This is a genomic window from Actinokineospora xionganensis, assembly GCF_014323725.1.
Lineage (GTDB): Bacteria > Actinomycetota > Actinomycetes > Mycobacteriales > Pseudonocardiaceae > Actinokineospora > Actinokineospora xionganensis.
In genome coordinates, this window is sequence record NZ_JABVED010000015.1 from 158,221 (window position 1) to 183,909 (window position 25,689).

Genomic DNA, 25,689 nt, shown 5'->3' on the forward strand with positions numbered 1-25,689 from the left:
GGCGCGCGCAGGACGGATTCCAGTGCGACTATTGAGCCATGGCGAACGGAAAATCGGAGCCGACCCGAATCCTCATCCTGGGTGGCGGATATGTCGGGTTGTACACCGCGCTGGGGCTGCAGCGGCGGCTCCGTTCCGGTGAGGCGTCCGTGACGGTGATCGACCCGCAGCCGCACATGACCTACCAGCCGTTCCTCCCCGAGGCGGCGGCCGGCGCTATCGAGCCGCGCCACGTCGTCGTGCCGCTGCGCCGCGCACTCAAGCGCTGCCACGTCATCACCGCCCGCGCCACCAAGATCGAGCACGCCCGCAAGGCCGTGACGATCGAGGCCGCCGACGGCCACATCGAGGAACTCGGCTACGACGTCCTCGTCGTCGCGCTGGGCTCGGTGGCCCGGCTGCTGCCGATCCCGGGCCTGGTGGAGCACGGCATCTCGTTCAAGACCATCGGTGAGGCCATCTACCTGCGCAACCACGTCATGACCAAGCTCGACGAGGCCGACAGCACGCTCGACCCCGAGCTGCGCAAGCGCCTGCTGACCTTCACCTTCGTCGGCGGCGGCTTCGCGGGCATCGAGGCGCTCGGCGAACTCGAGGACATGGCCCGCTTCGCCACCCAGTACTACCGCAACATCGAGCCGGACGACCTGCGGTTCGTGCTGGTCGAGGCGTCGGGCCGGGTGCTGCCGGAGGTTCGTGAGAGCCTCGGCGTCTACACCGTCATGCAGCTGGAGAAGCGCGGCATCGAGGTCTACCTCTCGACGCTGGCCAAGTCCTTCGAGGGCGGCCGGGTCGTGCTGTCGGACGGCACCGAGTTCGAGAGCGACACCATCGTGTGGACCGCGGGCGTCAAGTCGAACCCGGTCCTGGCCTCCTCCGACCTGCCGCTGACCAAGCAGGGCAGGCTCCGCGCCACGGCCGCGATGCGCGTCGAGGGGCTGGCCGACGCCTGGACGGCGGGCGACAACGCCGCCATCCCGGACCTGTCGCGCACCCAGGAAGACCCGACCGCGATCTGCCCGCCGAACGCCCAGCACGCGGTCCGCCAGGCCCGTCTGCTGGCCAAGAACATCATCAAGGCGCTGCGCGGCGGTGAGCCGAAGGAGTACTTCCACAAGAACATCGGCTCGGTCGCCAGCCTCGGCCTGCACAAGGGCGTCGGCGACGTGTTCAACATCAAGGCCAAGGGTTTCGTCGCCTGGGCGATGCACCGGCTCTACCACGTCAAGGCGATGCCGACGTTCAACCGGAAAGTCCGGATCACTTTGGACTGGTTAACTGGCGGACTCTTCCGGCGCGAGGTCATCTCGATGGGTCAAATCAACGATCCGAAGGCCGAGTTCGCAAGGGTTTCCCGCGGCTGACCGGCAAACGGCCCAAAGAGACTGGGCCAGCCGGGCGGAACTCAGAGAAACCGTTCCCGAGCTGTGTTATCGCGCCTTAGGCTGCGGCTGCCCCCGTAGCCCAACAGGCAGAGGCAGCCCCCTTAAAAGGGGTGTAGTGCCGGTTCGAATCCGGTCGGGGGCACCAAGTACGTTCAGTCACCCGGCGACCACTATGGGCGTCGGGTGACTGTCGTTTATGGACTGTGCGCGTCACTGGCGTGGATCTTCAGCCGTCCTGAGCTGTTGGTCCTTTTCGAACAAGATCGACCGTTTGGCGGACACCCGACACGTCCACAGTGGATCGATCATCGGGCGACTAAGCTCTTCGTGTGGCCGAGTATCGGATCGATGACCTGGCGAGGGCGGCAGGCACCTCGGTTCGCAACGTGCGCGTCTACCAGGACCGGGAGCTGCTGGCACCGCCGATCCGGCGGGGGCGCACGGCGATCTATGGCGACGCCCACCTCTCCCGGCTCCGGCTGATCCTCAACATGCTCGACCGCGGCTACGCGTTCGCCCAGATCAAGGAGATGCTCGACGCCTGGCAGTCCGGGCACAGCCTGGCTGACGTGCTCGGACTCGAGCAGGCGACGGGCGCGGCGTGGTCGCAGGAGCAGCCCGCAGTGATCCCGATGAACGAGCTGGTGCGGATGTTCGGCACCCAGTTGACTCCGGCGAACATCCGCCGCGCGCTCGACCTGGGTGTGCTCGAACGGCGCGGAGCGCACTTCGTCGCCCCGAGTCCCAAGCTCCTCGACGCCGGTCATGAGCTGGTCAAACTGGACGTCCCGCTGTCCGAGGCGCTGACACTGGCCGCGGAGCTGCAGCAGGAGACCGACCGGGTCACGGCGATGCTCGTCGGACTCGTGCGGAAGTACGTTCTCGACCCCAAGGGCGACGACTGGCTGCCCAGTGGCGACGAGCTGCCGCACTTCGCCGACGTCATTTCCCGCCTGCATCCACTGGTCATGTCGGCCCTGTCCGCGGCCGTCGATCGGTCTGCTAGACGGATGATTCCGCAGGTCATGGGGGATCGATTGATCGCGATGGCGGAACGGGTACGGACCGAACGCGGGGAGTAAGGGGCTGCTTGCTCTTGCAAGCTACCAATGGCGGTTGTAACGTTCGTCATTGTTACTTAATGTCCCAGAAACCGGCTTGAGGCGTTGCCTTAGGCGGTGAAGACGCCGGGAGTCGCCCATGACCAGCGTTCCGCTCCGGTTCCCGGAGGAAGCCTCGCAGCTCGTGGTCCGTCGTCGAACCGTCCGCACCGGTGAGGTCGACCTGGCCGTCTTCGAGCAGGGCGATCCCACGGATCCGACGATCCTGCTGGTCCACGGCTTCCCCGACACCCACCGGCTCTGGGACGGCGTCGCCGACCTGCTGGCCGAGAACTTCCACGTCGTGCGCTACGACGTGCGCGGCGCGGGTGACTCGACCGCCCCGCGCGACCGCTCCGGCTACCGCGCCGAGCTGCTCTCCGACGACGTCATCGCCGTCGCCGACGCGGTCAGCCCCCGCGAGCCGGTGCACCTCGTCGCCCACGACTGGGGCTCCATCCAGTGCTGGGAGCCGGTGACCGACCATGCCGTGTCGCACCGGATCAAGTCCTACACCTCGATCTCCGGGCCGAGCATGGACCACGTCGGGCACTGGATCCGGCAGCGCCTGCGCAAGCCCACGCCCGCGCACCTGCGTGAGCTCGCCGCCCAGCTGACCCACTCCTGGTACGTGTACCTGCACCAGATCCCGGTGCTGCCCGAGCTCATGTGGCGCACGGTCATCGGACCGAACTGGGCCAAGCTGCTGGAGAAGGTCGAAGGCATCCGGCACGTGCCTGGCCACCCGGTCCCGACCATCGGCGCCGACGCGGCCCGCGGGGTCCAGCTCTACCGGCTCAACATCTTCAACCGGCTCCGCTCGCCGCGCAGGCGCACCGCCGACATGCCGGTGCAGATCATCATCCCCACCCGCGACAACTACGTGTCGGCGGGACTGGCCCAGGGCGTCGAGCAGTGGATCGACAAGCTGTGGCGTCGTGAGCTCGTCGCCGGGCACTGGGCGCCGGTGTCGCATCCCGAGGCGGTCGCCCGGATGGTCGAGGAGTTCGTCGACCACGTTCAGGGCCTGCCGATGACCCGGAGCCTGCAGCGGGCCAAGGGCGGCTCGGCCGACCAGGAGTTCACCAACCAGCTCGTCGTGGTCACCGGCGCGGGCCGCGGCATCGGGCAGGCCACCGCCCGGGCGTTCGCCCACCTCGGCGCCGAAGTGGTCGTCGCCGACCTCGACCTCGACGCCGCCCGCCAGACCGCCGCGTCGATCGGCCCCGCCGCGTACCCGTACCAGGTCGACGTAGCCGACGAGGACGCGATGCGCCGCTTCGCCGACGACGTGGCCGCCGAGCACGGCGTGCCCGACATCGTGGTCAACAACGCGGGCATCGGAATGGCCGGGGCGTTCCTCGACACCACCACCGCAGACTGGCGGCGAGTCCTCGACGTCAACCTGCTCGGCGTGGTCCACGGCTGCCAGATTTTCGGCGCGATGATGGCCGAACACGGAGAGGGCGGGCACATCGTCAACCTCGCGTCGGCCGCCGCCTACACGCCCAGCCGCACCATGTCCGCGTACGCGACGAGCAAGGCCGCCGTGCTGATGCTTTCCGACTGCGTGCGCGCCGAACTGGCCGACAACGGCATCGGAGTCAGCGCGATCTGTCCCGGCATCGTGGCGACGGACATCACCAACACGACCAAGTTCACCGGCGCCGACGACATCGAGCAGCAGCGGCTGCGGCAGAAGGCCACCAAGGCCTACGCCCGCCGCGGGTTCGGCCCCGAGAAGGTCGCCGACGACATCGTCGACGCCGTCCGCCGCGGCGCCGCGGTGGTCCCGGTGACCCCCGAAGCCAAGATCGCCCGGTTCGGCTCCCGGTTCACCCCCGGCCTCATGCGGGCCGCCGCCCGATGGGATGTGACGCGCTGATGGACGAGAACCTGGTCCTGCACCCCAGGAACGTGCGCTTCGACTGGGCGTCGGTCCCGCTGCACTGGGTGCCAGGCGAACCGCTGACCAGCCACACCATCAACACCCTGCACATCGTGCTGCCCGAGGGCGAGCGCTGGTTCGTCGAGGTGTTCCGCGAGGCGCTGCCGCTGATCACCGACGACGAGCTGCGCGAGCAGGTCACCGGCTTCATCGGCCAGGAGGCCATGCACGCCGAGGCCCACCAGGGCGCGGCGGACCACCTCGCCGCCCAAGGCCTCGATCCGACACCGTTCGTCGCCCAGATCGAGTGGCTGTTCCGCAAACTGCTGGGCGACCGCGACCTGACCGGTGCGGCCAAACACCAGTGGCTGCTGGAGCGGCTTTCCGTGATCGCCGCGATCGAGCACTTCACCGCCGTACTGGGCCAGTGGATCCTGAACTCCGCGCCGCTGGACAAGGCGGGCGCCGACCCGACCATGCTCGACCTGCTGCGCTGGCATGGCGCCGAGGAAGTCGAGCACCGCGCCGTCGCCTTCGACCTGTACATGCACCTCGACGGCCGCTACCTGCGCCGCATCCGCACGATGATCGTCGTCGCACCGGTGCTGGGCTGGCTGTTCGTGCGCTCGGCGCGCTGGCTCATGGCCAACGACCCGCTCAAGCCGGGCCGCGCCCGCTGGCGCGACTACTTCCGTGCCGCCCGTATCGGCCTGTTGCCCCGCCTGAGCGAACTGCTGCCCGCGATCTGGCGCTACCTGCCGCGCGGCTACCACCCGCGCGATGAGGGATCGACCGACCAGGCCGTCGCATACCTGGCACAGTCCCCGGCGGCGAAGGCGGCCAGCTGATGCAGCCGCCTCCCGATCTCTACGGCCGTCCCCGAGCCGACCGCCTGTTCAGCGCGCTCGCGCCGGTGGTCGCCGGGTACCAGCGGCTCAGTGAGCGCAGCGCGCGCCGCCAGCCCGACGTCCGGCCGGTCGACCGTGACCTGACGCTGGTCGTGCGGTCGGTAGTGGCCGAAGCCGACGGCGTGGTGTCGCTGTGGCTCACCGATCCGACCGGCAACCTGTTGCCGCGCTGGCGGCCGGGCAGCCATCTCGACGTGACGCTGCCGTCGGGCACCCGCAGGCAGTACTCGCTGTGCGGCGACCCCGCCGACCCGACGGTGTACCGGATCGCGGTCCGGCTCGTGGGCGCCGGATCGGCGGAGATGCACGCGGTCGCCGAAGGCAGCACGCTCACGGTTCGCGGGCCGCGCAACGCCTTCCCGTTCGTCGACCGCGGTCCGTACCTGTTCGTCGCGGGTGGCATCGGGATCACGCCGATCCTGCCCATGGTGCGCATGTGCGCGCGCCGCGGCGTCGACTGGCGGCTGGTCTACACCGGACGGACACTGGAATCGATGCCGTTCCTGGACGAGCTTTCCGCACTCCCCACGACGGACCGGGTGCGCGTGGTGCCCGACGATGGTGTTCCCGACATCGCCGAGCTGCTCGCCGACGCGCCGAGCGGGGCGTCGCTGTACTGCTGCGGCCCGACGTCGATGATCGACGCCGTCCGTCGCGAGTGGACTGGCCCGTTGCACTTCGAGCGGTTCTCCCCGCCGCCCGTCGTCGGCGGGAAGCCGTTCGAGCTGCAACTCGGCGCGGAGGGTCCGGTGGTGCCGGTCGCCGCCGACGAGTCCGCGCTGGAGGCGCTGCGCCGCGTCCGGCCGGGGGCGGCTTATTCGTGCAGGCAAGGCTTTTGTGGAACATGTCGGGTCCGCGTGATCGACGGCGAGGTCGAGCACCACGGCGGTGCGGTGGCCGACGGCTCGATGCTGGTGTGTGTCTCCCGGGCGGCGGGCGACCGCCTCGTCCTGGACGTGTGAGAGGAAGCGTGATGGCTCCGAAGATCGAGGTCAGTTACGAGCGGCGCGGCCAAGGCGACCCGGTGGTCCTCCTGCACGGCATCGGACATCGTTGGCAGGCTTGGGAACCCGTCCTCGACCGGCTCGCCGAGCGGCACGACGTGATCGCGCTCGACCTGCCCGGCTTCGGGGCATCCCCGCTGCCGTCGGGCGTGTTCTACAACGTCGACGGCGCCATCGACATGCTCACCGAGGTGTTCAATGACCTCGGCGTGCCCAAGCCGCACCTGGCGGGCAACTCCCTCGGCGGCATGCTGTCGCTGGAGATCGCCTCCCGCGGCCTCGCCCGCTCGGTGACCGCGTTCGCCCCCGCGGGCTTCTGGACACCGCGGGACCGGGCATGGGCCGTCCGCGTCCTCAGCGCGCTGCGTGCCTCCGGCCGCGCGCCGCAATCGCTGCGGGACAAGCTGTTCCAGCGCAAGGCCGTGCGCATCCTCGGCGGCAGCATCCTGTTCGGCCGTCCGTCGGCGATCACCGCGGAGGTGATGCTCGCCGACATGGCCGCGATGGTGGCGTGTGAGGGCTTCGACGCGGTGATCAACAGCGGTGCCTCGGACTACGTCTTCAACTCGCCCCCGCCCGCCGTCCCGGTCACGGTGGCGTGGGGATCGCGTGACCGCGTCCTGTGGCCACGCCAGGCCAAGCGCGCCGCCGAACTGCTGCCCGCGGCGCAGCACGTGTCGTTGGTGGGCTGCGGCCATGTACCGATGAGCGATGACCCCCACCGGGTCGCCCAACTCATCCTGGAGACCTGCCGCGCGGCCGCGGTGGACGCCGCCGCCTGATCGCGCGACACGAGGGGCCCCAGGCGTTCGCGCCTGGGGCCCCTCGTGTTCAGCGGTCTATCAGACCTGCATGCCGCGCTTGCGGCGGACCATCCACACGGCGCCCGCGCCACCGGCGACGAGGACGAATCCGCCGATCGCCAGCGGGATCACGGCGTTCACGCCGGTCTGCGCGAGGTTGTCGGTGTTGGCGACCGGCGTGACACCGTTGCCGTCGCCCGGGACGGCCGAGGCCGAGGTGGGCGTGGTGGAGGCGGGCGGCCACGCGGCCGACGAGGAGGTCGGGTTCGGCGTCGCGGTGCTGCTGCCGCCCGGGGTGGACGACGGCGGCGTGCTGGGCTCGGTGCCGGGGCCGCCGGTGCCGGGCTCGGTCACGACCGTGCCGGGACCGGTGCACTTGGCCTGCGACAGGATCACCTCGGCCTGAGCGACGTCGCCAAGCTTGATGCCCGCGACATCGCCGCCGACGCTGACCCGCAGCGCGTTCACGGTGAGGGTGTTGCCGGCGGCGACTTTCTCGTTGATGTGGACGGTGATCGCGTCGGTCACCGAGATCTTGCCGGTCAGCGCCACGTCGATCTTCTGGCCGTGCACCCACACGTCGACGAGCTTCGAGTCGCCGGTGACGGTCTTGCCGTCGGAGACACAGGTGGAGGTGACGAGCTTGGCCTTGACCAGGCCGAGGATGTCGACATCGGCGATGCTCGCGGAGCTGGTGAGGACACCGGCCTTGAGCTCGGACGCCGCGTTGAGCAGTTTGGCGTGCCCGGCGCCGGGAAGGATCTTGTTGCCATCGATCTTGACGACCGACTTGTCCTGCCCGGCCGGGTAAGTGGCCTTCGGCAGCGGGCCGACGTTGACGGCGAGCGAGTTGAGCAGCTTGGCGTTGACGGAGACCGCGAAGGCGCTGCCGGTCTGGCTCTCCGCGGCGAACGCCGCGGGGGCGGCGAGCGCGGCGGCCAGCGTGGCGGTGCCTGCCAGGCCGCAGGCGAAAGCGAGCATACGAGTACGACGCACGGATGGCTCCAGAGTGGTATTGCGCAAGATGAGGATTTCTTGAGGGGGCTGCCAGAATCTCGTTACCCGGCCCGAAGCGCAAGGTGTTCTCAGTCATCGAAACGCTTGGTACATAACGGTTTCGACAACGGGAGGGTCGTGCGCAGAAATGCGACAGTCGGCCGCGCATGAATTTGTGAGTCATAACAAAAAAGCCGACTCGACACCGGGGGTGACGTTACGAAGATCGACTGCTCGGGCCGCTTCGTTCACATGTCTCCGGCCGTCCGTCGACGACATTGTGCGATAGGACGGAATGTTCCCAACAGTCCGATTCCGGTGTCGTCGACGCAATCTCAGACTTCGAGGCCTGCGGTGGAGGTCACGTGGAGGTCGCCGCCGTATGTCCACATGGGTCCGTCGGGTTCAACCGGGATTTCGCCGAGATGACGGCATTTCCCGGATCCTTTGCGGGGGTACAAGGCGGAGCCCCTCTGGCCGCAAGTGAAGACGGCCAGGACGAGCGGCAAGGGAGGTGCGGGGACAAGAGAACAATCCCTCGTCCTTGTGGCCCGCCCTTTATCGGCAGTCCTTGTTGGCCGTTTGCCTTGAGACCGCTCAGTTGTCGTCCGCCTGCCCACCCCCGGATGCCATCTTGTTGCTCGTCGCTCAGCTTCGTTGTGCGACGTGCGGAGTCAGGAGGTGCGGGTGCCGGCCGGGGTCAGCGGGCGGGGGAGTGGTTGCGCTGGACCGGGGTCGGGCGCTGCATCGGGTGCGTGGTGGCCGCGCTGGGCGGGGTGTCCGGTATCAGCTCGACCTCCGCCTCCAGTGGCTCCAGCAGCTTCGAGCTCTGCGTCAGCAGGTCGTGGGTGCCGCGCAGCTTGCCCGCGACCTGGTCGCGCAGGGCGGTGAGGCGCTCCACCTGGCTGGTCGCCGTGGCGATGCGCTTGGCGGCCTCGTCGGTGGCGTCCTGGACGCGCTTGCGGGCTTCGTCCGTGCTGGCCTTGCGGGCGGCCTCGAGCTCGCGGCGGAGCTCTTCGCGCTTGGTGGACATCTCCTGCTCGAACTGCTGCTCGACGCGCTGGCGTTCGCGTTCGGTCTGCTCGTCGATCTCCTGGGTGCGCGCCTGGGCGGCCGTGGTCATCGCCTCGACCTTGGCGCGCGCCTTGGCCATGATCGACTCGTGTTCGGCGTGGATCTCGGCGTGCTGGCGGTCCAGGTCGGCGAGCAGGTTGCGGTAGCGCTCCTGCAGCGCGGAGGACGCCTCCTCGGCGGCGGACCACGCGGTGTCGGCGGCGGCCTGCGCCCGGGTGGTGATCTCCGAGGCCTGCGTCTTCGCCAGGTGCAGCGCGCGGGCCGACCGCTCGGTCGCGTTCGGGGCCGAAGCGGCCGCGGCGGCGGTGCCGATCTTGTCGAGGCGCTCGGTCAGCGCGGCGATGTCGCGACGCGCGGCCTCGAGCTGGGCGGCGAGGTCGGCGGCCTTCGCCCGGGCGTCGTCGCGCTCGGCGGCGAGCCGCAGCGACTCCGATTCCGACTTCTCCACGAACTGCTTGACCTGGTTCCGGTCGAAGCCATGCCGCGCCACGGTGAAGCCGGCGGGGTCACCATCCTGGAGAGAAGCCATACCCGCGACGGTACCGTTGCTCACCCAAACGGCAACACGACGGCCACGCGATGGGATGAATCCTCACCCAACCGTGTCCGAACAGCGGTCCACACCGGAAGATCGAATGGTGATCACCAGTGGAACCCCTTGGTGAGCCGCGCCAGCGCCGTCGCGGCCGCGGTCAGGTTCCGCTCGCCCTTGCCGATCTTGATCCCACCGGACCCGCCCGCCGCCGCGGAGTCCGGAAAGATGCGGTAACCCTGGTACGCCACCGCATCGACGAACCCGGGCGCGATCGCGTAAGCGGTCTGAATCATGAACCCGGCGGGTGTCCCGATGTGCTTGGGCCGGTTGAGCAGCGCGTCCATCACCATGTCCGCGGCCTGTTCCGGCGACTTCGTGGGGAACGCGTCGTAGATCTTCGTCGGGCGGATCATCGGCGTGCGCACCAGCGGCATGTGCACGGTGGTGAAGGTGATGCCCGCGCCGTGCGTCTCCGTGGCGACGATCTTGCTGAAGTAGTCCAGCGCCGCCTTCGACGCCACGTACGCCGAGAACCGGGGCGCGATGCCCTGCACGCCGATCGACGACACGTTCACGATGTGCCCGTAGCGCCGCTCGGTCATGTGCGGCAGCAGGGCCAGGATCAACCGCACCGCACCGAAGTAGTTGATGGCCATGGCGCGCTCGTAGTCGTGGATGCGGTCATAAGACAACCGCACCGCGCGGCGGATCGAGCGGCCCGCGTTGTTCACCAGCATGTCCACGCCCGGCTGCTCGGCCAGCATCCGCGACACTGTCTTCGCGACCGACTCGTCGTCGGTGAGGTCGCACGGGTAGACGTGGGAATGCCCGCCCGCGGCCGCGATCTCCGCGCGGACCTCCTCCAGTTCCGCCTCGCGCCGGGCCACCAGCAGCGGCACCCCGCCCGCTGCCGCGACCTTCAGCGCGGTCGCCCGGCCGATGCCCGACGACGCGCCGGTGATCACCACGCGGCGTCCGTCGAGCCTGCCGCCGTGGCCTTCGCGCCGGGCGCGCAACGGGTCCAGGTGCTCACGCCAGTAGCGCCACAACACGTCGGCGTACGTGGCCAGCTTCGGCACCTCGATGCCGCTGCCCGCGAGCGCGGCCCGGGTCTTCTTGGCCTCGAAGCGCGGTTCGAAGGTCAGTGTCGTGAGCAGCACCGGCGGGATGCCCAGCCGGTCGAGGACCGCGTCGCGGGCGAGGGACACGCCGGGCACGTTCTCGGCGAACTTGACCAACCCCAGCAGGGGGGTGCTGAGCCGCCGGTTGAGCGTGGCCGCCGCCTGCGGAGCGCCCGCGGCCTTGGCGAAGGCGTTGTAGACCTCCTTCACCGACTGCGGTTGCGGGGAGACCAGGTGGAACGTGCGGCCGTCGAGGCCGGCCTGGTTCACCAGGTACGCCATGGCTTTCGCCACGTAGTCGACCGGGACGATGTTGGTGTCGCCGATGTCGGGGAGCACCACCGGCACATGCGGCACGGAGTCCAACCGGGACAGTGCGGAGAAGAAGTAGTACGGGCCGTCGATCTTGTCCATCTCGCCGGTGGTCGAGTCGCCCACCACGATCGCCGGCCGGTACACCCGCCACGGCACCAGGGTCTGCGTGCGCACCAGGCGCTCGGACTCGAACTTCGTCCGGTGGTAGGCGGTGACCAGCCGCTGGCCCGCGTCGAACATGTCCTCGGTGAAGCGCCCGCGGTAGTCGCCCGCGACCGCCACGGAGGAGACATGGTGCAGGCAGCCCGCGTTCAGCTCGGCCGCCAGTTCGATCACGTGCCGGGTGCCGTCGACGTTGGCGATCACGCTGGTCTCGTCGTCCGCGGTCACGTCGTAGAGGGCCGCGAGGTGTACGACGTGGTCGACGCCGGTGAGCGCGGGGATGTCACTGTCGGTGATCCCGAGGCGGGGTTGGGACACGTCGCCCACGACCGTGCGAACGCGGTCGGCCGCGGTCCATGTCCGCGACGCGCGCTCCAGCCGCTCCCGGGATTGTTCACGGACCAACAACCAAACCTGATCGACGTCGTCGCGGGTGAGCAGTTCGCGCACGAAGTGCCTGCCGATGAGCCCCGTCGCGCCGGTCACCAGATAGGTCGCCATGATCGTCCTCTCCGTGGTCCTCGGCTCCGAGCATGTCACTGTCCGTCGTGGATGCAAACGACAGTGGGCCCGCCTGCGATACGGCGGGCCCACTGTGGGAACGGACTCAGTGCTGAGGACTCAGGCGAAGAGTGCGACCGGTCCGGGGACGAACTCGGGGTCGACCTGGTCGGCGAGATCACGGCCCGAGCGGGAGTCGCCCCAGGCGCGCGCGTTGCGCACGTGGAACTCGACGGCCTGGCGCTGGTAGGTCGGCCAGTCCTTCTCGACGCCGTCGACGAGTTCGCGCATCGCCCGCAGCGCGGCGCGGTTCTCCGGCTCCAGGGCGTCGATCGGACGGACCTCGCCGCGCTCGGCCGCGCGCACGTGCGCGGAGCGGCCGACCCAGGTGAGCAGGTCCGCGCCGACCTGCTCGCGCAGGAAGGCGAGGTCGTCGGCGTCGGAGACCTTGTTGCCGACCACGGCGACCTTCACGCCGAAGTCGCGCGCGTAGCCGAGGTACTGGCGGTACACGCCCACGCTGCGCACGGTCGGCTCGCACACCAGGAAGGTGACGTCGAACCGGGTGAACAGGCCGGAGGCGAACGAGTCGGCGCCCGCGGTCATGTCGACCACCGCGTACTCGTCGGCGCCGTCGACCATGTGGTTGAGCAGCAACTCGACCGCGCCGACCTTCGAGTGGTAGCAGGCGACTCCCAGGTCGTCGGCGTCGAACGGGCCCGCGACGCCGACGCGGATGCCCTCGACCTCGCGGACGTAGTCGCGGTAGAGCGGGTTGTCCTCCTCGACGCGCACCAGCCGCGAGCCGCGGCCCGGCGGGGTCGTCTTGACCATGTCCTCGGCGGAGAGGATGCGCGGGTTGTCGCCGCGCAGGTAGTCCTTGATCTGCGCCAGGTGTTCGCCGAGGGTCGGGATGGCCCTGGCCTGCTCGTCGGTGGCGCCCAGCGCGGCGGCGAGGTGCTGGTTGATGTCGGCGTCGAGCGCGAGCACCGCGGGTGCTGGCCGCTCGGCGGCGAGGTGGCGCAGGAACAGCGAGGCGAGCGTGGTCTTGCCGCTGCCGCCCTTGCCGACGAACGCGATCTTCACGGGAGGTCTCCAGGCATGGGGGATACCTACCAAGTGATATCGGTTTTCATTATCCCTGGCAAGTCGGGGACTTTCCCATCACCGTTTCGTGTGCCCGCGGGCTCAGTTCGGCTCGGCGATCTGCGCGTTCGGCATCGCCCGGTACTTGTCGAGCACGGCCGGGTCCTGCAGCTTCATCCAGTCGATGACCTCGGTGTACGTCGCGCAGACCGTCTCCGGCTTCGCGCACACCTCGCCCATGAACTGCTCGACCGCGGTCATGAACCCGCCGCCCGACCACGAGTTGAAGTGGTTGCCGACGACAAGCGGCGCGCGGTTGCCGTCGTAGGCGGCTTCGTAGGCGCCCATGTACGTGTCGAAAGCGATCTTGCTGAACTCCGCGGCGCGCGCGGGCTCGTCCTTCGCGCGGTTGAGGATGTACCAGAGGTTGTAGTCCATGAGGATCGTCTTGCGGTACCCGACGCCCGGCACCTTCACCGTCGGCATCGCGAACTCCCAGACACCGTCCTGCATCCTCGGCCACGCGAGGCCGTCGCTGACCTGGCTGGAGTCGTACGTCATACCGAGGGCGGCGAGGGTCGGCATGAGTTCGTCGAACTTGCCCTCCAGGCACGGGGTGCGGCCGCCGTTGATCGTGTCCGGGTCGACCTTGAGGCCCTTGGCGCGGGCGTCGTCGACGAACTTGAAGAACTGGGCGAGTTCGTCATTCCACTGCGCGGCGCTCCACCGGCCGCCGCTGGGCTCGGCGCCGCGGCAGAAGTGCCCGTTGTAGTGCGTGCCGATCTCGTGGCCCCGGTCGACGGCCTCGTTGAGGTCGCCGATAAGCGTCTTGACGTCCTGCTCGCTGCCGCCGAATCCGATCGATGCCTTGCCCGGCTTGTGTCCGGGGCCGGTGTATTCGGTGCGGCGCCCGTCGTTGAGCAGGTAAATGCCGGAGAGGAATCCGGAGAAATGCGCGTCGACGCCGTCGGCGATCTTCATCATCTTCTGCCAATGGTCATGCGACCCGGCGCCGTCGAACGAGAAGATGACGAATTGCGGCGGCTTCTCACCCGGCTTGAGTTTGCGCTGCCACTGCGGCGGCGCGGCCTCCGACGGGCTGGTCTGCGGCACTGGAGTGCCGTTCAGCGTCTTCGCCGAGCCCTGGGGTCGAGCGGTCCCGATCACCACCAAGATCACAAAAGTGATCATCAGGGCGATGCCGAGCCCGGCGACTTCCCAGCGTCCACGCGTTTTCATCGGACTCCCCAAGGGCTCGCGGCGGCTTGTTCCTCCCGTACCTGAAGACGCGCACGCACAAATGCGGTTGCCCCACGGTAATTTTCCGGGCTGCCTTTTTTCTTGAGCGACACGCAGCCTGGTTGCTGCACGCGGGAGACGCAATCCGCCCTCAGGGCGATCTTAAATGGACGCTTGATCACCGGAGAGTCTCGATTCGGCCGACTCGGCTCCCTCAGAAGTGGTTTCCGCCCACGACCGGGTGGCGGCGTGGTTACCCTGGGCCCGCCCGCGGCGGAGGTCGCCACGGGCGTGCGGGTTCAGGTCCCCGAGCAGGCGCCGGTGGGTAAAGTAGGTTTTACCCAGCCGGGAACCGGTCGGCCAGGTCGATCGTTGAACCCCGTGAAGGCGCCATTCAGGCCCAGGAGGATCAAGGTGCGTTCTACGAGCAACCCCGCGTTCCGTAACCTGCCCGTGGGCGGGTACGGGCCGCAAGCGGGCTTCCAGCCACAGGCCCAGGGCTACCCGGGCCAGCAGCCCCCGTACGGCGGCTACCAGGCGCCGCCGACCACCGGCGACCGCCCGATGACGGTCGACGACGTCGTCACCAAGACCGCGACGACCATCGCGGTCGCGATGGCCACCGGCATCATCACCGCCATCGCTGTTCTCGGCGGTGCGATCAGCCCGTGGCCGCCGATGATCGGCGGTCTGATCGTCGGTCTTATCCTTTCGCTGGTCGTCATCTTCAAGAAGACCCCGAATCCGGCGCTGATCCTGGCCTACTCGGCCGCTGAGGGCGTGTTCCTCGGCGCGATCACCGGTGTGTTCGAGACTTTCGTCGAGGGCATCGCGCTCCAAGCGATCCTGGGCACAGCGCTGGTGTTCATCACGATGCTGGTCGTCTACAAGACCGGTGCGGTCAAGGTCACTCCGAAGCTCACCAAGTGGATCATCGGCGCCACCTGTGCCGCCGCCGGTCTGATGCTGATCAACCTGCTTCTCGGGTTCATGGGCATCAACCTCGGCATCCGCGACGCGGGTCCGCTGGGCATCGGCATCAGCCTGCTGTTCATCGGTATCGCGGCGTTCAACTTCCTGCTCGACTTCGACATGGCGGACCAGATGATCCGCAGCGGCACCCCGTCGAAGTGGGCCTGGTACGTCGCGTTCGGCCTGATGACCACGCTGGTCTGGCTGTACCTGGAGATCCTGCGCCTGTTGTACATGCTCAACTCAAGCGACTGATCCAGACAGACGAAAGGGGCGCCCCGGCCAAAAGCCGGGGCGCCCCTTTTCGTGTCTTAGCTCAGGCGCTCCAAGACCATGGCCATGCCCTGGCCACCGCCTACGCACATCGTCTCCAGGCCGAACTGCTTGTCGTGCCACTGCAGGGAGTTGATCAGCGTGGTGGCGATGCGGGCGCCGGTCATGCCGAACGGGTGGCCGATCGCGATGGCGCCACCGTTGACGTTCAGCTTGTCCTCGGGGATGCCGAGGTCGCGGGCCGAGGGCAGGACCTGCGCGGCGAACGCCTCGTTGATCTCGAACAGGTCGATGTCGTTCACCGTCAGACCCGCCAGCGCCAGCGCTCGCTTGGAGGCCTCGACCGGGCCCAGGCCCATGATCTCCGGCGACAGGCCGGACACGCCGGTGGACACGATCCGCGCGAGCGGGGTCAGGCCCAGCTGCTTCGCCTTGGTGTCGGACATGATCACCAGGGCGGCGGCGCCGTCGTTGAGCGGGCAGCAGTTGCCCGCGGTGACCCGGCCGTCGGGGCGGAAGACCGGCTTGAGGGTCGCGGTCTTCTCGTAGGTGATGCCCGGGCGGGGGCCGTCGTCGGTGTCGACCACGCGGCCGTCGGGCAGGGTGACCGGGGTGATCTCGCGGGCCCAGAAGCCCTCCTTGATCGCCTTCTCGGCCAGGTTCTGCGACCGCACGCCGAAGTGGTCCATGTCCTCGCGGGTGACGCCCTTGAGCAGGGCGAGGTTCTCCGCGGTCTGGCCCATCGCGATGTACGCGTCCGGGACGATGCCGTCCTGGCGCGGGTCGTGCCACTCGCCGGCGCCGTTCTCAGCGGTCGTCTTGGTGCGCTCGACGGCCTCGTCGAAGATCGGGTTGCGGGTGTCGGGCCACGAGTCGGAGCTGCCCTTGGCGAACCGCGACACGGTCTCGACGCCGGCGGAGATGAACACGTCGCCCTCGCCCGCCTTGATGGCGTGCAGCGCCATCCGCGTGGTCTGCAGCGACGAGGCGCAGTAGCGGGTGACGGTGCAGCCGGGCAGATGGTCGTAGCCGAGCAGGACCGAGACGATGCGGCCCAGGTTGTTGCCCTGCTCGCCGCCGGGCAGACCGCAGCCGAGCATCAGGTCGTCGATCTCGGTCGGGTCGAGCGCGGGCACCTTGTCCAGGGCGGCGCGCACCATCTGCGCGGTGAGGTCGTCCGGGCGGATGTCGACGAGCGACCCTTTTCCGGCGCGCCCGATCGGGGATCGGACCGCTGAGACGATGACTGCCTCTGGCATGGCGGGACTCCTTCGCGATAGCCGGTTCCACACCGGAGGTTACTCCTGGGTAACCGCGGTGTCGCAGGCCGATGCGCGAGGCGGAGCGCCCGCGCTCAGCCGCTTATCGCGAACTTTTCCACACACCGCCCGCCGCGCACAGCGGGGCGAGCATCACGTCGGCGGCGAGCGCGTAGCCGTCGCCGTTGGGGTGGAAGCGGTCCGGGCTGAAGAACTCGTCGGGCCGGTCGCGGAACCACGGCCCCAGGATCGCCGCCATCGGCACCGACGTCGCCTCGGTGCGGTTGAGCTCACGGGTCTGCGCGCGGGCCAGTGCCCGGCTCCAGTGCTGCGCCAGCGTGCGCAGCGGCTGCGGGATCGGCCGGATGGTGCCGAGGTCGGGGCAGGTGCCCACGACGACCCCCGTGCCCGCGTCGGTCAGCCTGCGCACCTGCTCGGCGAGCAGCGCGGCCGACGTTCCGATCCGCATCCGGGCGGTGACGTCGTTGCCGCCGATCATCACCACCGCGACGTCCGGCGGGTCGACCAGCGCGGCGTCGATCTGCGGGATGAGCCCGGTGGTCCGCGACCCGCTCACCGCATGGGTGACGAGGCGCACAGGCCTGCCGGACTCCTCGGCGAGCGCCTTGGCCAGCACCACGCCCGGCAGCCGCTCGGGTGACTCCGCCCCGAGACCCGCCGCGCTGGAGTCGCCGAACATCGCGAACCTGAGGACCACGGTGGACGACAGCGCCACCGGGCCGGTGCCGTCCGGGTGGTAGACGCCGTCGGCGTTGAACGGCAGGTCGCGCGGAACACCGATGATCGTCCTGGCCTGCCGTGACTGGGTGTTGAGCAACGTGTACGCCACGCCGGACAACCCGCCGACCGACCCGGCCGTCATCGCGGCCAGGCGCAAAGCCCGAAGTCCCACCATCGCTGCCTCCTCCCGGTCCTTAAGAGACGTATCGCATAACCGGGTGGTTCCTTACGCAAGAGGACACCGCAACCTCGCGGACACATGCACGCGGGCGGATAGGCTGGCATACGTAGTTTGAGTGAGACCCCACAAAGGAGCTCCGGTGCAGTACGTCGACCACATCATCGACCTCGTCGGCGACACGCCGCTGGTCAAGCTGAACTCGCTGGCCGAGGGCCTGGCTCCCACGGTGTTGGCCAAGGTCGAGTACTTCAACCCGGGCGGCAGCGTCAAAGACCGCATCGCGGTGCGGATGATCGACGCGGCCGAGAAGTCCGGCGCGCTCAAGCCCGGCGGCACCATCGTCGAGCCCACCTCCGGCAACACCGGCATCGGCCTGGCCCTGGTCGCCCAGCGCCGCGGCTACAAGTGCGTGTTCGTCTGCCCGGACAAGGTCAGCGAGGACAAGCGAAACGTCCTCAAGGCCTACGGCGCTGAGGTCGTGGTCTGTCCCACGGCCGTCGCCCCCGAGCACCCGGACTCCTACTACAACGTCTCCGACCGGCTGGTCCGCGAGATCGACGGCGCCTGGAAGCCCGACCAGTACTCCAACCCGGAGAACCCGCTCAGCCACTACTACTCGACCGGCCCCGAGCTGTGGACGCAGACCGAGGGCAAGATCACTCACTTCGTCGCGGGCGTCGGCACCGGCGGCACCATCTCCGGCACCGGCCGCTACCTCAAGGAGGTCAGCGACGGCCGGGTCCAGGTCATCGGCGCGGACCCCGAGGGCTCGGTGTACTCCGGCGGCACCGGCAGGCCGTACCTCGTCGAGGGCGTCGGTGAGGACTTCTGGCCGACCGCGTACGACCGCGACGTGGCCGACGAGATCATCGCCGTGTCCGACGCGGAGTCCTTCAACATCACCCGCAGGCTCGCCCGCGAGGAAGGCCTGCTGGTCGGCGGCTCGTGCGGCATGGCCGCCGCGGCCGCGCTGCGCCTGGCCGCCCGCCTCGGCCCGGACGACGTGGTCGTCGTCCTGCTTCCCGACGGCGGCCGCGGCTACCTGTCCAAGGTCTTCAACGACTCGTGGATGGCGCAGTACGGCTTCCTGCCGCCCGAGCACTCCGGCGCCACCGTCGGCGACGTGCTCCGCCGCAAGAGCGCGTCTGGCCACTCGGTTCCCGAGTTCATCCACGCCCACCCGGGCGAGACCGTGGCCGACGCGGTGGCCGTGCTGCGCGAGTTCGGCGTCAGCCAGATGCCCGTGGTCAACGCGGAGCCGCCGGTCATGGCCGCGGAGGTCGTGGGCGCGGTCAATGAGCGCGACCTGCTCGACGCCCTGTTCGCAGGCAAGGCCGCGCTGGCCGACCGGGTCGAGCAGCACATGTCCCCGCCGCTGCCGACCATCGGCGCGGGCGAGCAGGTCAGCGCCGCGATGGGCGCGCTGTCCTCGGCCGACGGCGCGCTGGTGCTCGTCGACGGCAAGCCCGCGGGCGTCGTGACCAGGCAGGACCTGCTCGGATTCCTGGCTGGCCGTTAGCCGATTGTGGACGTAACCGACGCATGCCCGGCGTATCCGATAGCGTTACCGGCGATGCAATCTGACATTCCAGGTCAAAAGGGGTGGGAAACCCGATGAGTGCTCCCCAGCCGCCGAACGAGCCTTGGCAGGGCCAGCAGTGGCCTGGGCAGCCAGGCCCGGATCAAGGCCAGGCACAGCAGCCCGGGCAGGGCTTTCCGCCCCCGCCGGAGCCCGCCGAACAGTACTCGGCGCCACCAGGTGACAACACCGGTGCCGACGGTGTCGAGCGGACCCAGGCCATCCGTCCTGGCCAGCCGCTCCCCAGCGCGGGCGGCGAAGACGACAGCAGCGACCGCACACAGGTCGTGCGGCCCGGGCAGGGTGGCCCGTCGGGCAACCCCAACCAGGCCGAGGCGACCCAGATGGTGCCGCCCGGTTCCGTCCCGCAGTCTCCGCCCTACGCCCAGCCCGGCGCCCAGCAGTCGCCTCCCGGAGGCTTCGGACAGCCCGGTCAGCCGGGCCAGTTCGGGCAGCCGCAAGGCTTCCCGCCGCCGCAGCAGCAGCACGGTGGGTTCCCGGGGCAGCAGCAGGGCTTCCAGCCCGGCGGCTACCCGCCGCCCGGATTCGCCCAGCAGGGCGGACTCGGCGGCCAGCCGAACTTCGGCGGTCCGGGTGCCAACACGGCGATGATCTCGATGATCGTGCTCGGCGTCGTCGCGGTGTTCGGTCTCATCGGCGCGATCATCACGATCACGCTCTGGTCCGACTTCGGCGCCGTGTCCTCCGCTTGTGACGGGCTCGGCCCCGAGTTGCGCGAGCGCTGTGAAGCCTCGGTCGGGGACGCGATCCCGTTCCGCCTGTACCTCTACATGATCATGTTCTTGGCGGGCTCGCTCGCCGCCATCGGTGGTGCGGCGCTGCTGTTCCTCAAGAAGAACCTCAACATCGCGCACTTCGTGGTGCTCGGCGGTGGTGGCCTGCTGGTCCTCACCTCGATCATCTTCGCTATCGAGGGCGCCATGCCGGGTCGGGTCGTCACGCTCCTGCTCTTCGGTCTCGCGATCGCGGGCGCGGGTGCGTTGGCGTTCTTCCCGCAGACCAAGGGCTACCTCTACGGCAGCGCGCCGCTGGGTGGTCCGACGGGCGGCTTCGGCGGTCCGCCGCAGGGCGGATTCGGCCAGCCGCAGCAGGGTTTCGGGCAGCCGCAGGGCTTTGGTCAGCCGCAGCAGGGCTTTGGCCAGCAGCCGCAGCAGGGTTTCGGGCAGCAGCAGCCGGGTGGCTACGGCCAGCCGCCGCAGACTCCGCCGCCCGGATTCCCGCCGCCGCACCAGCAGCCCGGTGGCTTCGGCGGTCCGCCGCCGCAGCAGCAGGGGTACGGCCAGCAGCCGCCTCCCGGTGGACAGCAGCAGCCCCCACAGCAGTGGTGAACTAGCAACGGCGGTGGTTTCGATTCACTCGAAACCACCGCCGTTTTGCTGCGCGTGAAACCAGTCAGGTCAGCGGTCGACGAGCAGAATCCAGAAATCAGGGCGAGGCCAGTCCTGGTCCACGAGACGGCACTCGTAGTTCCACCACGTCCCGAGCCGGACGCCGTTCTTGCCGATGAGCACACAGGACGAGTAGTCGTCGTAGCTGCCCTCGTACTGCCAGGTCAGCGCCCCTGCCGGGGCGGCGGTCGCCACACCGGCGCCGCCGGTGATCGCGCCGAGCGCCACTATCATTCCCACAACGAATTTACGCATGCTCTCCCCAGTCGAATGATCTTGAGGGACCAGGTTATGCACTCGCGGCGAGTCGTCGCTAAATGGATGCTAAAGGCGCTGACCGACTGTGTCTCCGCGTCGAACGCGGACATCCGGGTCGAGCGCCGTGGCTGATCCAGACCTTCAGGGCACGGGGCCGGCCGTTTTCGGCCAGGCTCATCGCCGTTTCCGATAAGGTCTCGCCCCAACCGACCGTTGGGGAGTGCGCATGACCTATCCGCCGGGATATCCGCAAGCACCCGGGTATCCGCCGCAGCGAGCCACTCCGCCCGGCGTGGCGGTGGGTGCCGCGATCAGCGCTCTCGTCAGCGGGAACATCCTGCTGTACCTGGTCGTGGACGCCCTGATCATGTTCGGCGACTTGGGCTTCGGTCATCTGCCCGCCGAGCTCTACGTCATCCTGGGCTGGCAGCTGCTCGCGGGCCTGTTCCTCGTCCTCGGCGGCGTCCTTACCATCGCGCGCAAGAGTTCCGGACCGGTGCTCGCCGTGATCGGGGCGGTCGGCGCCCTCAGCGCGGTGTTGGCGGAGCCCCTCATCCTGCGGCTCGACTTCGGACGCTTCTTCGACTCGATCTTCAACTTCGGCCACCTGCGGTCGATCCTGGTCGTCGTGGCGTTGGTCGAGGCCGCGTCCGCGCTGGTGTTCGCGCTCATGCCCGCGACGCGGCAGTGGGTCCGTGTCACGCCACCGGCTCCCGCCGGGTATCTCCCGGGCGGACACCACCCAGGATGGTGAACGGCGAGGCCGGACGGCAGCCCAAGGCGATGGACTACCCGCAGGGATATTCGAGCGAACCCGCCATGGGATATCCGCCTGAGCGGCCCGCCACGCCGGTGACGGCGGTGCTGGCGGGCGCGTGCGCCCTGGCCACCGCGGGCGCGTTGTTGCTGGAGACCGTCCATGTCACCTCGACGTTCGCCGAGATCGGGTTCCGCGACATCCCGGTCAACGTGCTGGGCATTCTGGTCGGCCGGTTCCTGGCCGGGCTGTTCCTGGTCGTCGGCGCGGGCCTCATCTTCGCCCGCAAGGACGCCGGGCCGGTGCTGGCGATCATCGGCGCGCCCTGGGGTGTGGCGTCGGTGCTGCTCGAACCGCTGATCATCGAGGTGCCGCTCGACCTGTACCTCGGGGTGCTGTTCAGCTTCGAACTGCTCGACCCGGGCCTGCTCGCCTTCTCGCTGATATCGGCTCCCGTGGCGGTGCTGCTCACGCTGCTGCCGTCGACGTCGCGCTGGGTCCGGGGTGGTGGGCCGCGCCGCGGGCGGTGAGGGGTCGTAGCCTGGACCCATGGCTGACGACTCTGCCCGCTGGGGCTTCGAAACCCGCGCTATCCACGCGGGGCAGGACCCCGACCCGCGCACCGGCGCGGTGATCGTGCCCATCTACCAGACCTCGACCTTCGCCCAGGACGGCGTCGGCGGTCTGCGGGAAGGCTACGAGTACTCGCGCACGGCGAACCCGACGCGCACCGCCCTGGAGGTGGCGCTGGCCGCCCTGGAAGGCGGGACGCACGCGCTCGCGTTCGCCTCCGGCATGGCCGCCTCCGACGTCGCGCTGCGCAGCATGACGCGGCCCGGGGACCACGTGATCCTCGGCAACGACGCCTACGGCGGCACGTTCCGGCTGATCGACAAGGTCATGACCCTGTGGGGCGTGGAGTACACCGCGGTCGACCTGTCCGACCTGGACGCGACCCGGGCGGCGCTGCGGCCGACCACGAAGGTCATCTGGTCGGAGACCCCGACCAACCCGCTGCTCGGCATCGCCGACATCGCCGCGCTGGCCGCGATCGCCACCGAGGGCGGCGCGAAGCTGGTCATCGACAACACCTTCGCCACCCCGTACCTGCAGGCCCCGCTGAGCCTGGGCGCCGACGTGGTCCTGCACTCGACGACCAAGTACCTCGGCGGCCACTCCGACGTCGTCGGCGGCGCCCTGGTCACCTCGGACTCCGACCTCAACGACCAGTTCGCATTCCTGCGCAACGCCGCGGGCGCGGTCCCCGGCCCGTTCGACTCGTGGCTGACCCTGCGCGGGGCGAAGACGCTGGCGCTGCGGATGGAGCGGCACAGCGACAACGCCGAGCGGATCGTGGAGACGCTGCTGCGCAGCGACAAGATCAGCAAGGTCTACTACCCGGGCCTGAGCGACCACCCGGGCCACGAGATCGCCGCGAAGCAGATGCGCCGCTTCGGCGGGATGATCTCGTTCTCGGTGGCGGCGGGCGAACAGGCCGCGCTGGACCTGGTCTCGCGCACCAAGCTGTTCACCCTCGGCGAGTCCCTCGGCGGCATCGAGTCGCTGATCGAGCACCCGGGCCGGATGACCCACGCCAGCACCGCAGGCTCCCCCTTGCAGGTCCCCGCCGACCTCGTCCGCCTCTCCGTAGGCATCGAGGACAGCGCCGACCTAATCCAAGACCTGGTCTCCGCCCTCTAACCCCTCGCGAGTCCAACGTTCAAAACAATGAGTCCAACGTTCAGGGGTTCCTGAACGTTGGACTCATTGTTTTGAACGTTGGACTCGCGAAGCGTTAAGGAGCTTGACGGAAGGGGTCGACCTCGGTGGCCGGAGTGTTCTCGGGGGCGGGCGCGGGGGCCGCGGNAGCGTTAAGGAGCTTGACGGAAGGGGTCGACCTCGGTGGCCGGAGTGTTCTCGGGGGCGGGCGCGGGGGCCGCGGGGAGGTCGGCGGGGTTGAGGCAGCCGCCGACGAGTTCGACCTGGTCGCCCGTGGAGACGAAGTGGCCGGGCTCAGCGCAGGCCGCGGTGCTCACCGTGAACACGGCCACCCCGGCCAGTGCCGCGGCGGCGCCCATGGCGGCCGCGAGCGACGCGACACCCGTCAGCCGGGTTCCGAAGGCCATAGCGCTGTCTCCCCACTCATACTCCGCGCCCCGAGGGTACCTGCCCCAAGCGGGTGATACCTGAGGAGCAGCTGAGTGTGGCCCCCGTCCGACGCCGTTGTCGGTCCGGGGGCCACAGTCAGCTCAGCGGATCTACAGGTTGCCCCGGCGCTCCTGCTCGCGCTCGATGGCCTCGAACAGGGCCTTGAAGTTGCCCTTGCCGAAGCCGAGCGAACCGTGCCGCTCGATCATCTCGTAGAAGACCGTCGGCCGGTCGCCGATCGGCTTGGTGAAGATCTGCAGGAGGTAGCCATCCTCGTCGCGGTCGACCAGGATCGCGTTCTCCTTGAGCAGCTCGATCGGGACCCGGACCGCGCCGATGCGGGCGCGCAGCTCGGGGTCCTCGTAGTAGGAGTCCGGGATGTCGAGAAACTCGACGCCCGCGGCCCGCATCGCGGTGACCGTGGCGATGATGTCGTTGGTGGCCAGCGCGATGTGCTGGCAGCCGGGGCCGCCGTAGAATTCCAGGTACTCGTCGATCTGCGACTTCTTCTTCGCGATCGCCGGCTCGTTGAGCGGGAACTTCACCCGGTGGTTGCCGTTGGAGACGACCTTGCTCATCAGCGCCGAGTACTCCGTGGCGATGTCGTCGCCGACGAACTCCGCCATGTTCACGAAGCCCATGACGCGGTTGTACCAGTCGACCCAGTAGTCCATCTTGCCGAGTTCGACGTTGCCGACACAGTGGTCGATGGCCTGGAACAGCCGCTTCGGCGCGTCCGCGGGCTTCTGGTAGGAGCCCGTCTTCGCGACGTAGCCGGGCAGGTAGGGCCCGGTGTAGCGGGACCGGTCCACCAGGGTGTGGCGGGTCCGGCCGTAGGTGGCGATGGCGGCGGTGCGGATGGTGCCGTGCTCGTCGGTGACGTCGTTGGGCTCTTCGAGGATGATCGCGCCCTCGGCCCGGGCGTGCTCGACGCACTTGTCGACGTCCGGCACGGCCAGGGCGAGGTCGACGACGCCGTCGCCGTGCTCGCGGTGGTGGTCGAGCAGCGGGCTGCCGGGGCGCACACCGCCCTTGATGACGAAGCGGGCCGAGCCGGACTTCAGCACGAACGACTTGTGGTCGGTGTTGCCGGTCTCCGGGCCCGAGTAGGCGACAAGCTCCATGCCGAACGCGGCCTGATAGAACAGCGCGGTCTGCGTGGCGTTGCCGACGACGAACACGACGGCGTCCATCGCGTTCACTGGGAACGGGTCCCGGCTCTCGTCATAGTCGACGAGGCCGACGAGCTGGCGGAGCTGGTCGTAGCTCACCTCGTCCATGCCCAGTTCGCTGCGGCCGAGGGTCCCAGTCATCGCGTCCTCCTGCGTCTTCTTCAGTGCGGTATTCCTGAGCATCATTCGACAAGACATCCTGCGCAACAGTCCCTTTGTTCACAGTGCAATCTGCGCAGTGAAAGAAGGGGCTAAGCTGGCAAAGTGGGCACTGTGACCAGGAGGTGACTGGGGTGTCGGATGATCACGGGGATGTGCTGGACGTCCTTGACGCCAGATTGCTCTTGCTGTTGACCGACGAACCGCGGCTGGGCGTGCTCGAATGCTCGCGCAGGCTCGGCGTCGCGCGGGGCACGGTGCAGGCGCGGATGGACCGCCTGGAGCGGCGCGGCGTGCTCGGCGGGTTTCCGCCGGAACTGGACCTGGCGGCCATGGGCTACGGGCTGACCGCGTTCGCGGTGCTGGAGATCGCGCAGGGCAGGCGGATCGAGGTGGCGGAACGGCTGCGGGCGATCCACGAGGTGTGCGAGGTGCACGCCACCACCGGTCAGGGCGACCTGCTGGTGCGGATGGTGGCCAGGGACAACGCCGACCTGCAGCGCGTCATCGACCGGGTGGTCAACGTCGAGTGGGTGCAACGCACCTCGACCTCGATAGCCCTGTCCACCCCAGTCCCCACCCGCGTCCGCCCCCTACTCGAACGCATAGTCCGCTAACCCGTCTTCCCGGCACGGTCGCGAGTCCAACGTTCAAAACAACGAGT

The 25,689-nt window shown here is 69.1% G+C and carries 23 protein-coding genes and 1 tRNA gene; 14 read left to right on the top strand and 10 right to left on the bottom strand.

The annotated features are described in order from the left end of the window. The first annotated feature begins 38 nt into the window (after window positions 1-38). From GPZ80_RS24480 to GPZ80_RS24510, 7 genes are all read left to right on the top strand, one after another. Window positions 39-1,364, top strand: coding sequence for an NAD(P)/FAD-dependent oxidoreductase (locus tag GPZ80_RS24480; protein WP_187223423.1), 1,326 nt, complete (start codon window positions 39-41; stop codon window positions 1,362-1,364). An 89-nt stretch (window positions 1,365-1,453) separates the two neighbouring features. Continuing rightward, window positions 1,454-1,530, top strand: a tRNA-Leu gene (locus tag GPZ80_RS24485). A 184-nt stretch (window positions 1,531-1,714) separates the two neighbouring features. Further along, window positions 1,715-2,467 carry a MerR family transcriptional regulator gene (locus GPZ80_RS24490; RefSeq protein ID WP_187223424.1) on the top strand — a complete coding sequence of 251 codons (753 nt, stop codon included), beginning with the start codon at window positions 1,715-1,717 and terminating at the stop codon, window positions 2,465-2,467. A gap of 118 nt (window positions 2,468-2,585) precedes the next feature. Continuing rightward, the gene (locus tag GPZ80_RS24495) at window positions 2,586-4,370 is read left to right on the top strand and encodes an SDR family oxidoreductase (protein ID WP_187223425.1); all 1,785 of its coding nucleotides are present in this window, start codon (window positions 2,586-2,588) and stop codon (window positions 4,368-4,370) included. Further along, window positions 4,370-5,221 carry a metal-dependent hydrolase gene (locus GPZ80_RS24500; RefSeq protein WP_246477418.1) on the top strand — a complete coding sequence of 284 codons (852 nt, stop codon included), beginning with the start codon at window positions 4,370-4,372 and terminating at the stop codon, window positions 5,219-5,221. The genes GPZ80_RS24495 and GPZ80_RS24500 overlap by 1 nt, the downstream gene beginning before the upstream one ends. Further along, complete coding sequence (locus GPZ80_RS24505; protein ID WP_187223427.1) at window positions 5,221-6,243, top strand: PDR/VanB family oxidoreductase; 1,023 nt, start codon at window positions 5,221-5,223, stop codon at window positions 6,241-6,243. The genes GPZ80_RS24500 and GPZ80_RS24505 overlap by 1 nt, the downstream gene beginning before the upstream one ends. An 11-nt stretch (window positions 6,244-6,254) precedes the next feature. Next, on the top strand, window positions 6,255-7,067 hold the full coding sequence (locus GPZ80_RS24510) for an alpha/beta fold hydrolase (RefSeq protein ID WP_222719785.1): 813 nt from the start codon (window positions 6,255-6,257) through the stop codon (window positions 7,065-7,067). A 60-nt stretch (window positions 7,068-7,127) separates the two neighbouring features. Here the strand turns inward: GPZ80_RS24510 and GPZ80_RS24515 are convergent, their stop codons facing one another. The 5 genes from GPZ80_RS24515 to GPZ80_RS24535 form a co-directional block, all read right to left on the bottom strand. Continuing rightward, a complete protein-coding gene (locus GPZ80_RS24515; protein WP_187223428.1) occupies window positions 7,128-8,084 on the bottom strand; it encodes an LPXTG cell wall anchor domain-containing protein in 957 nt (318 codons plus the stop codon). A 700-nt stretch (window positions 8,085-8,784) separates the two neighbouring features. After that, window positions 8,785-9,687 carry a coiled-coil domain-containing protein gene (locus tag GPZ80_RS24520; RefSeq protein WP_187223429.1) on the bottom strand — a complete coding sequence of 301 codons (903 nt, stop codon included), beginning with the start codon at window positions 9,685-9,687 and terminating at the stop codon, window positions 8,785-8,787. 113 nt (window positions 9,688-9,800) lie between these two features. After that, window positions 9,801-11,792: an SDR family oxidoreductase gene (locus tag GPZ80_RS24525; RefSeq protein WP_187223430.1), complete on the bottom strand. Its 1,992-nt coding sequence runs from the start codon at window positions 11,790-11,792 to the stop codon at window positions 9,801-9,803. A 120-nt stretch (window positions 11,793-11,912) separates the two neighbouring features. After that, a complete protein-coding gene (locus GPZ80_RS24530) occupies window positions 11,913-12,878 on the bottom strand; it encodes an ATP-binding protein (RefSeq protein WP_187223431.1) in 966 nt (321 codons plus the stop codon). A gap of 102 nt (window positions 12,879-12,980) precedes the next feature. Then, on the bottom strand, window positions 12,981-14,117 hold the full coding sequence (locus GPZ80_RS24535) for a polysaccharide deacetylase family protein (RefSeq protein ID WP_187223432.1): 1,137 nt from the start codon (window positions 14,115-14,117) through the stop codon (window positions 12,981-12,983). Between the two features lie 414 nt (window positions 14,118-14,531). Between GPZ80_RS24535 and GPZ80_RS24540 the strand changes: the two genes are divergently transcribed. Then, window positions 14,532-15,344 carry a Bax inhibitor-1/YccA family protein gene (locus GPZ80_RS24540; protein ID WP_187223433.1) on the top strand — a complete coding sequence of 271 codons (813 nt, stop codon included), beginning with the start codon at window positions 14,532-14,534 and terminating at the stop codon, window positions 15,342-15,344. Window positions 15,345-15,400: 56 nt separating this feature from the next. On the opposite strand, the gene GPZ80_RS24545 is transcribed toward GPZ80_RS24540, so the two are convergent. Next, on the bottom strand, window positions 15,401-16,621 hold the full coding sequence (locus GPZ80_RS24545) for an acetyl-CoA C-acetyltransferase (RefSeq protein WP_187223434.1): 1,221 nt from the start codon (window positions 16,619-16,621) through the stop codon (window positions 15,401-15,403). Window positions 16,622-16,724: 103 nt separating this feature from the next. Continuing rightward, window positions 16,725-17,537, bottom strand: a complete 813-nt coding sequence (locus GPZ80_RS24550) for an SGNH/GDSL hydrolase family protein (protein WP_246477419.1) — start codon at window positions 17,535-17,537, stop codon at window positions 16,725-16,727. 145 nt (window positions 17,538-17,682) lie between these two features. Here GPZ80_RS24550 and GPZ80_RS24555 point away from each other — a divergent pair, with 145 nt between their 5' ends. Together GPZ80_RS24555 and GPZ80_RS24560 are read left to right on the top strand one after the other, a co-directional pair. Further along, a complete protein-coding gene (locus tag GPZ80_RS24555; protein WP_187223435.1) occupies window positions 17,683-19,062 on the top strand; it encodes a cystathionine beta-synthase in 1,380 nt (459 codons plus the stop codon). 95 nt (window positions 19,063-19,157) lie between these two features. Continuing rightward, entirely contained in the window at window positions 19,158-20,471 is a 1,314-nt protein-coding gene (locus GPZ80_RS24560) for a hypothetical protein (RefSeq protein WP_187223436.1), read from the top strand. Window positions 20,472-20,540: 69 nt separating this feature from the next. Here the strand turns inward: GPZ80_RS24560 and GPZ80_RS24565 are convergent, their stop codons facing one another. Then, a complete protein-coding gene (locus GPZ80_RS24565; RefSeq protein WP_187223437.1) occupies window positions 20,541-20,786 on the bottom strand; it encodes a hypothetical protein in 246 nt (81 codons plus the stop codon). Between the two features lie 229 nt (window positions 20,787-21,015). On the opposite strand from GPZ80_RS24565, the gene GPZ80_RS24570 reads away from it, so the two are divergent. From GPZ80_RS24570 to GPZ80_RS24580, 3 genes are read left to right on the top strand one after another with little or no spacing between them, the layout of a single operon-like run. Next, a complete protein-coding gene (locus tag GPZ80_RS24570) occupies window positions 21,016-21,543 on the top strand; it encodes a hypothetical protein (RefSeq protein WP_187223438.1) in 528 nt (175 codons plus the stop codon). Further along, entirely contained in the window at window positions 21,537-22,076 is a 540-nt protein-coding gene (locus GPZ80_RS24575) for a hypothetical protein (protein ID WP_187223439.1), read from the top strand. Before GPZ80_RS24570 ends, GPZ80_RS24575 begins: the two co-directional genes overlap by 7 nt. 19 nt (window positions 22,077-22,095) lie before the next feature. Continuing rightward, on the top strand, window positions 22,096-23,247 hold the full coding sequence (locus GPZ80_RS24580) for a cystathionine gamma-synthase (RefSeq protein WP_187223440.1): 1,152 nt from the start codon (window positions 22,096-22,098) through the stop codon (window positions 23,245-23,247). A 170-nt stretch (window positions 23,248-23,417) separates the two neighbouring features. Here the strand turns inward: GPZ80_RS24580 and GPZ80_RS24585 are convergent, their stop codons facing one another. Together GPZ80_RS24585 and hppD are read right to left on the bottom strand one after the other, a co-directional pair. Next, entirely contained in the window at window positions 23,418-23,672 is a 255-nt protein-coding gene (locus tag GPZ80_RS24585) for a hypothetical protein (protein WP_187223441.1), read from the bottom strand. Between the two features lie 132 nt (window positions 23,673-23,804). Beyond that, on the bottom strand, window positions 23,805-25,007 hold the full coding sequence (gene hppD, locus GPZ80_RS24590; protein WP_187223442.1) for a 4-hydroxyphenylpyruvate dioxygenase: 1,203 nt from the start codon (window positions 25,005-25,007) through the stop codon (window positions 23,805-23,807). Between the two features lie 152 nt (window positions 25,008-25,159). Here hppD and GPZ80_RS24595 point away from each other — a divergent pair, with 152 nt between their 5' ends. Beyond that, on the top strand, window positions 25,160-25,642 hold the full coding sequence (locus GPZ80_RS24595; RefSeq protein WP_312880549.1) for an Lrp/AsnC family transcriptional regulator: 483 nt from the start codon (window positions 25,160-25,162) through the stop codon (window positions 25,640-25,642). Window positions 25,643-25,689: the final 47 nt, after the last annotated feature.

Coding starts and splice junctions, on each gene's coding strand:
- GPZ80_RS24480 (WP_187223423.1), top strand. CDS start 39: ATGGCGAACGGAAAATCGGAGCCGACCCGAATCCTCATCCTGGGTGGC.
- GPZ80_RS24495 (WP_187223425.1), top strand. CDS start 2,586: ATGACCAGCGTTCCGCTCCGGTTCCCGGAGGAAGCCTCGCAGCTCGTG.
- GPZ80_RS24500 (WP_246477418.1), top strand. CDS start 4,370: ATGGACGAGAACCTGGTCCTGCACCCCAGGAACGTGCGCTTCGACTGG.
- GPZ80_RS24505 (WP_187223427.1), top strand. CDS start 5,221: ATGCAGCCGCCTCCCGATCTCTACGGCCGTCCCCGAGCCGACCGCCTG.
- GPZ80_RS24510 (WP_222719785.1), top strand. CDS start 6,255: ATGGCTCCGAAGATCGAGGTCAGTTACGAGCGGCGCGGCCAAGGCGAC.
- GPZ80_RS24520 (WP_187223429.1), bottom strand. CDS start 9,687: ATGGCTTCTCTCCAGGATGGTGACCCCGCCGGCTTCACCGTGGCGCGG.
- GPZ80_RS24525 (WP_187223430.1), bottom strand. CDS start 11,792: ATGGCGACCTATCTGGTGACCGGCGCGACGGGGCTCATCGGCAGGCAC.
- GPZ80_RS24535 (WP_187223432.1), bottom strand. CDS start 14,117: ATGAAAACGCGTGGACGCTGGGAAGTCGCCGGGCTCGGCATCGCCCTG.
- GPZ80_RS24545 (WP_187223434.1), bottom strand. CDS start 16,621: ATGCCAGAGGCAGTCATCGTCTCAGCGGTCCGATCCCCGATCGGGCGC.
- GPZ80_RS24550 (WP_246477419.1), bottom strand. CDS start 17,537: ATGGTGGGACTTCGGGCTTTGCGCCTGGCCGCGATGACGGCCGGGTCG.
- GPZ80_RS24560 (WP_187223436.1), top strand. CDS start 19,158: ATGAGTGCTCCCCAGCCGCCGAACGAGCCTTGGCAGGGCCAGCAGTGG.
- GPZ80_RS24565 (WP_187223437.1), bottom strand. CDS start 20,786: ATGCGTAAATTCGTTGTGGGAATGATAGTGGCGCTCGGCGCGATCACC.
- GPZ80_RS24570 (WP_187223438.1), top strand. CDS start 21,016: ATGACCTATCCGCCGGGATATCCGCAAGCACCCGGGTATCCGCCGCAG.
- GPZ80_RS24575 (WP_187223439.1), top strand. CDS start 21,537: ATGGTGAACGGCGAGGCCGGACGGCAGCCCAAGGCGATGGACTACCCG.
- GPZ80_RS24580 (WP_187223440.1), top strand. CDS start 22,096: ATGGCTGACGACTCTGCCCGCTGGGGCTTCGAAACCCGCGCTATCCAC.
- GPZ80_RS24585 (WP_187223441.1), bottom strand. CDS start 23,672: ATGGCCTTCGGAACCCGGCTGACGGGTGTCGCGTCGCTCGCGGCCGCC.
- hppD (WP_187223442.1), bottom strand. CDS start 25,007: ATGACTGGGACCCTCGGCCGCAGCGAACTGGGCATGGACGAGGTGAGC.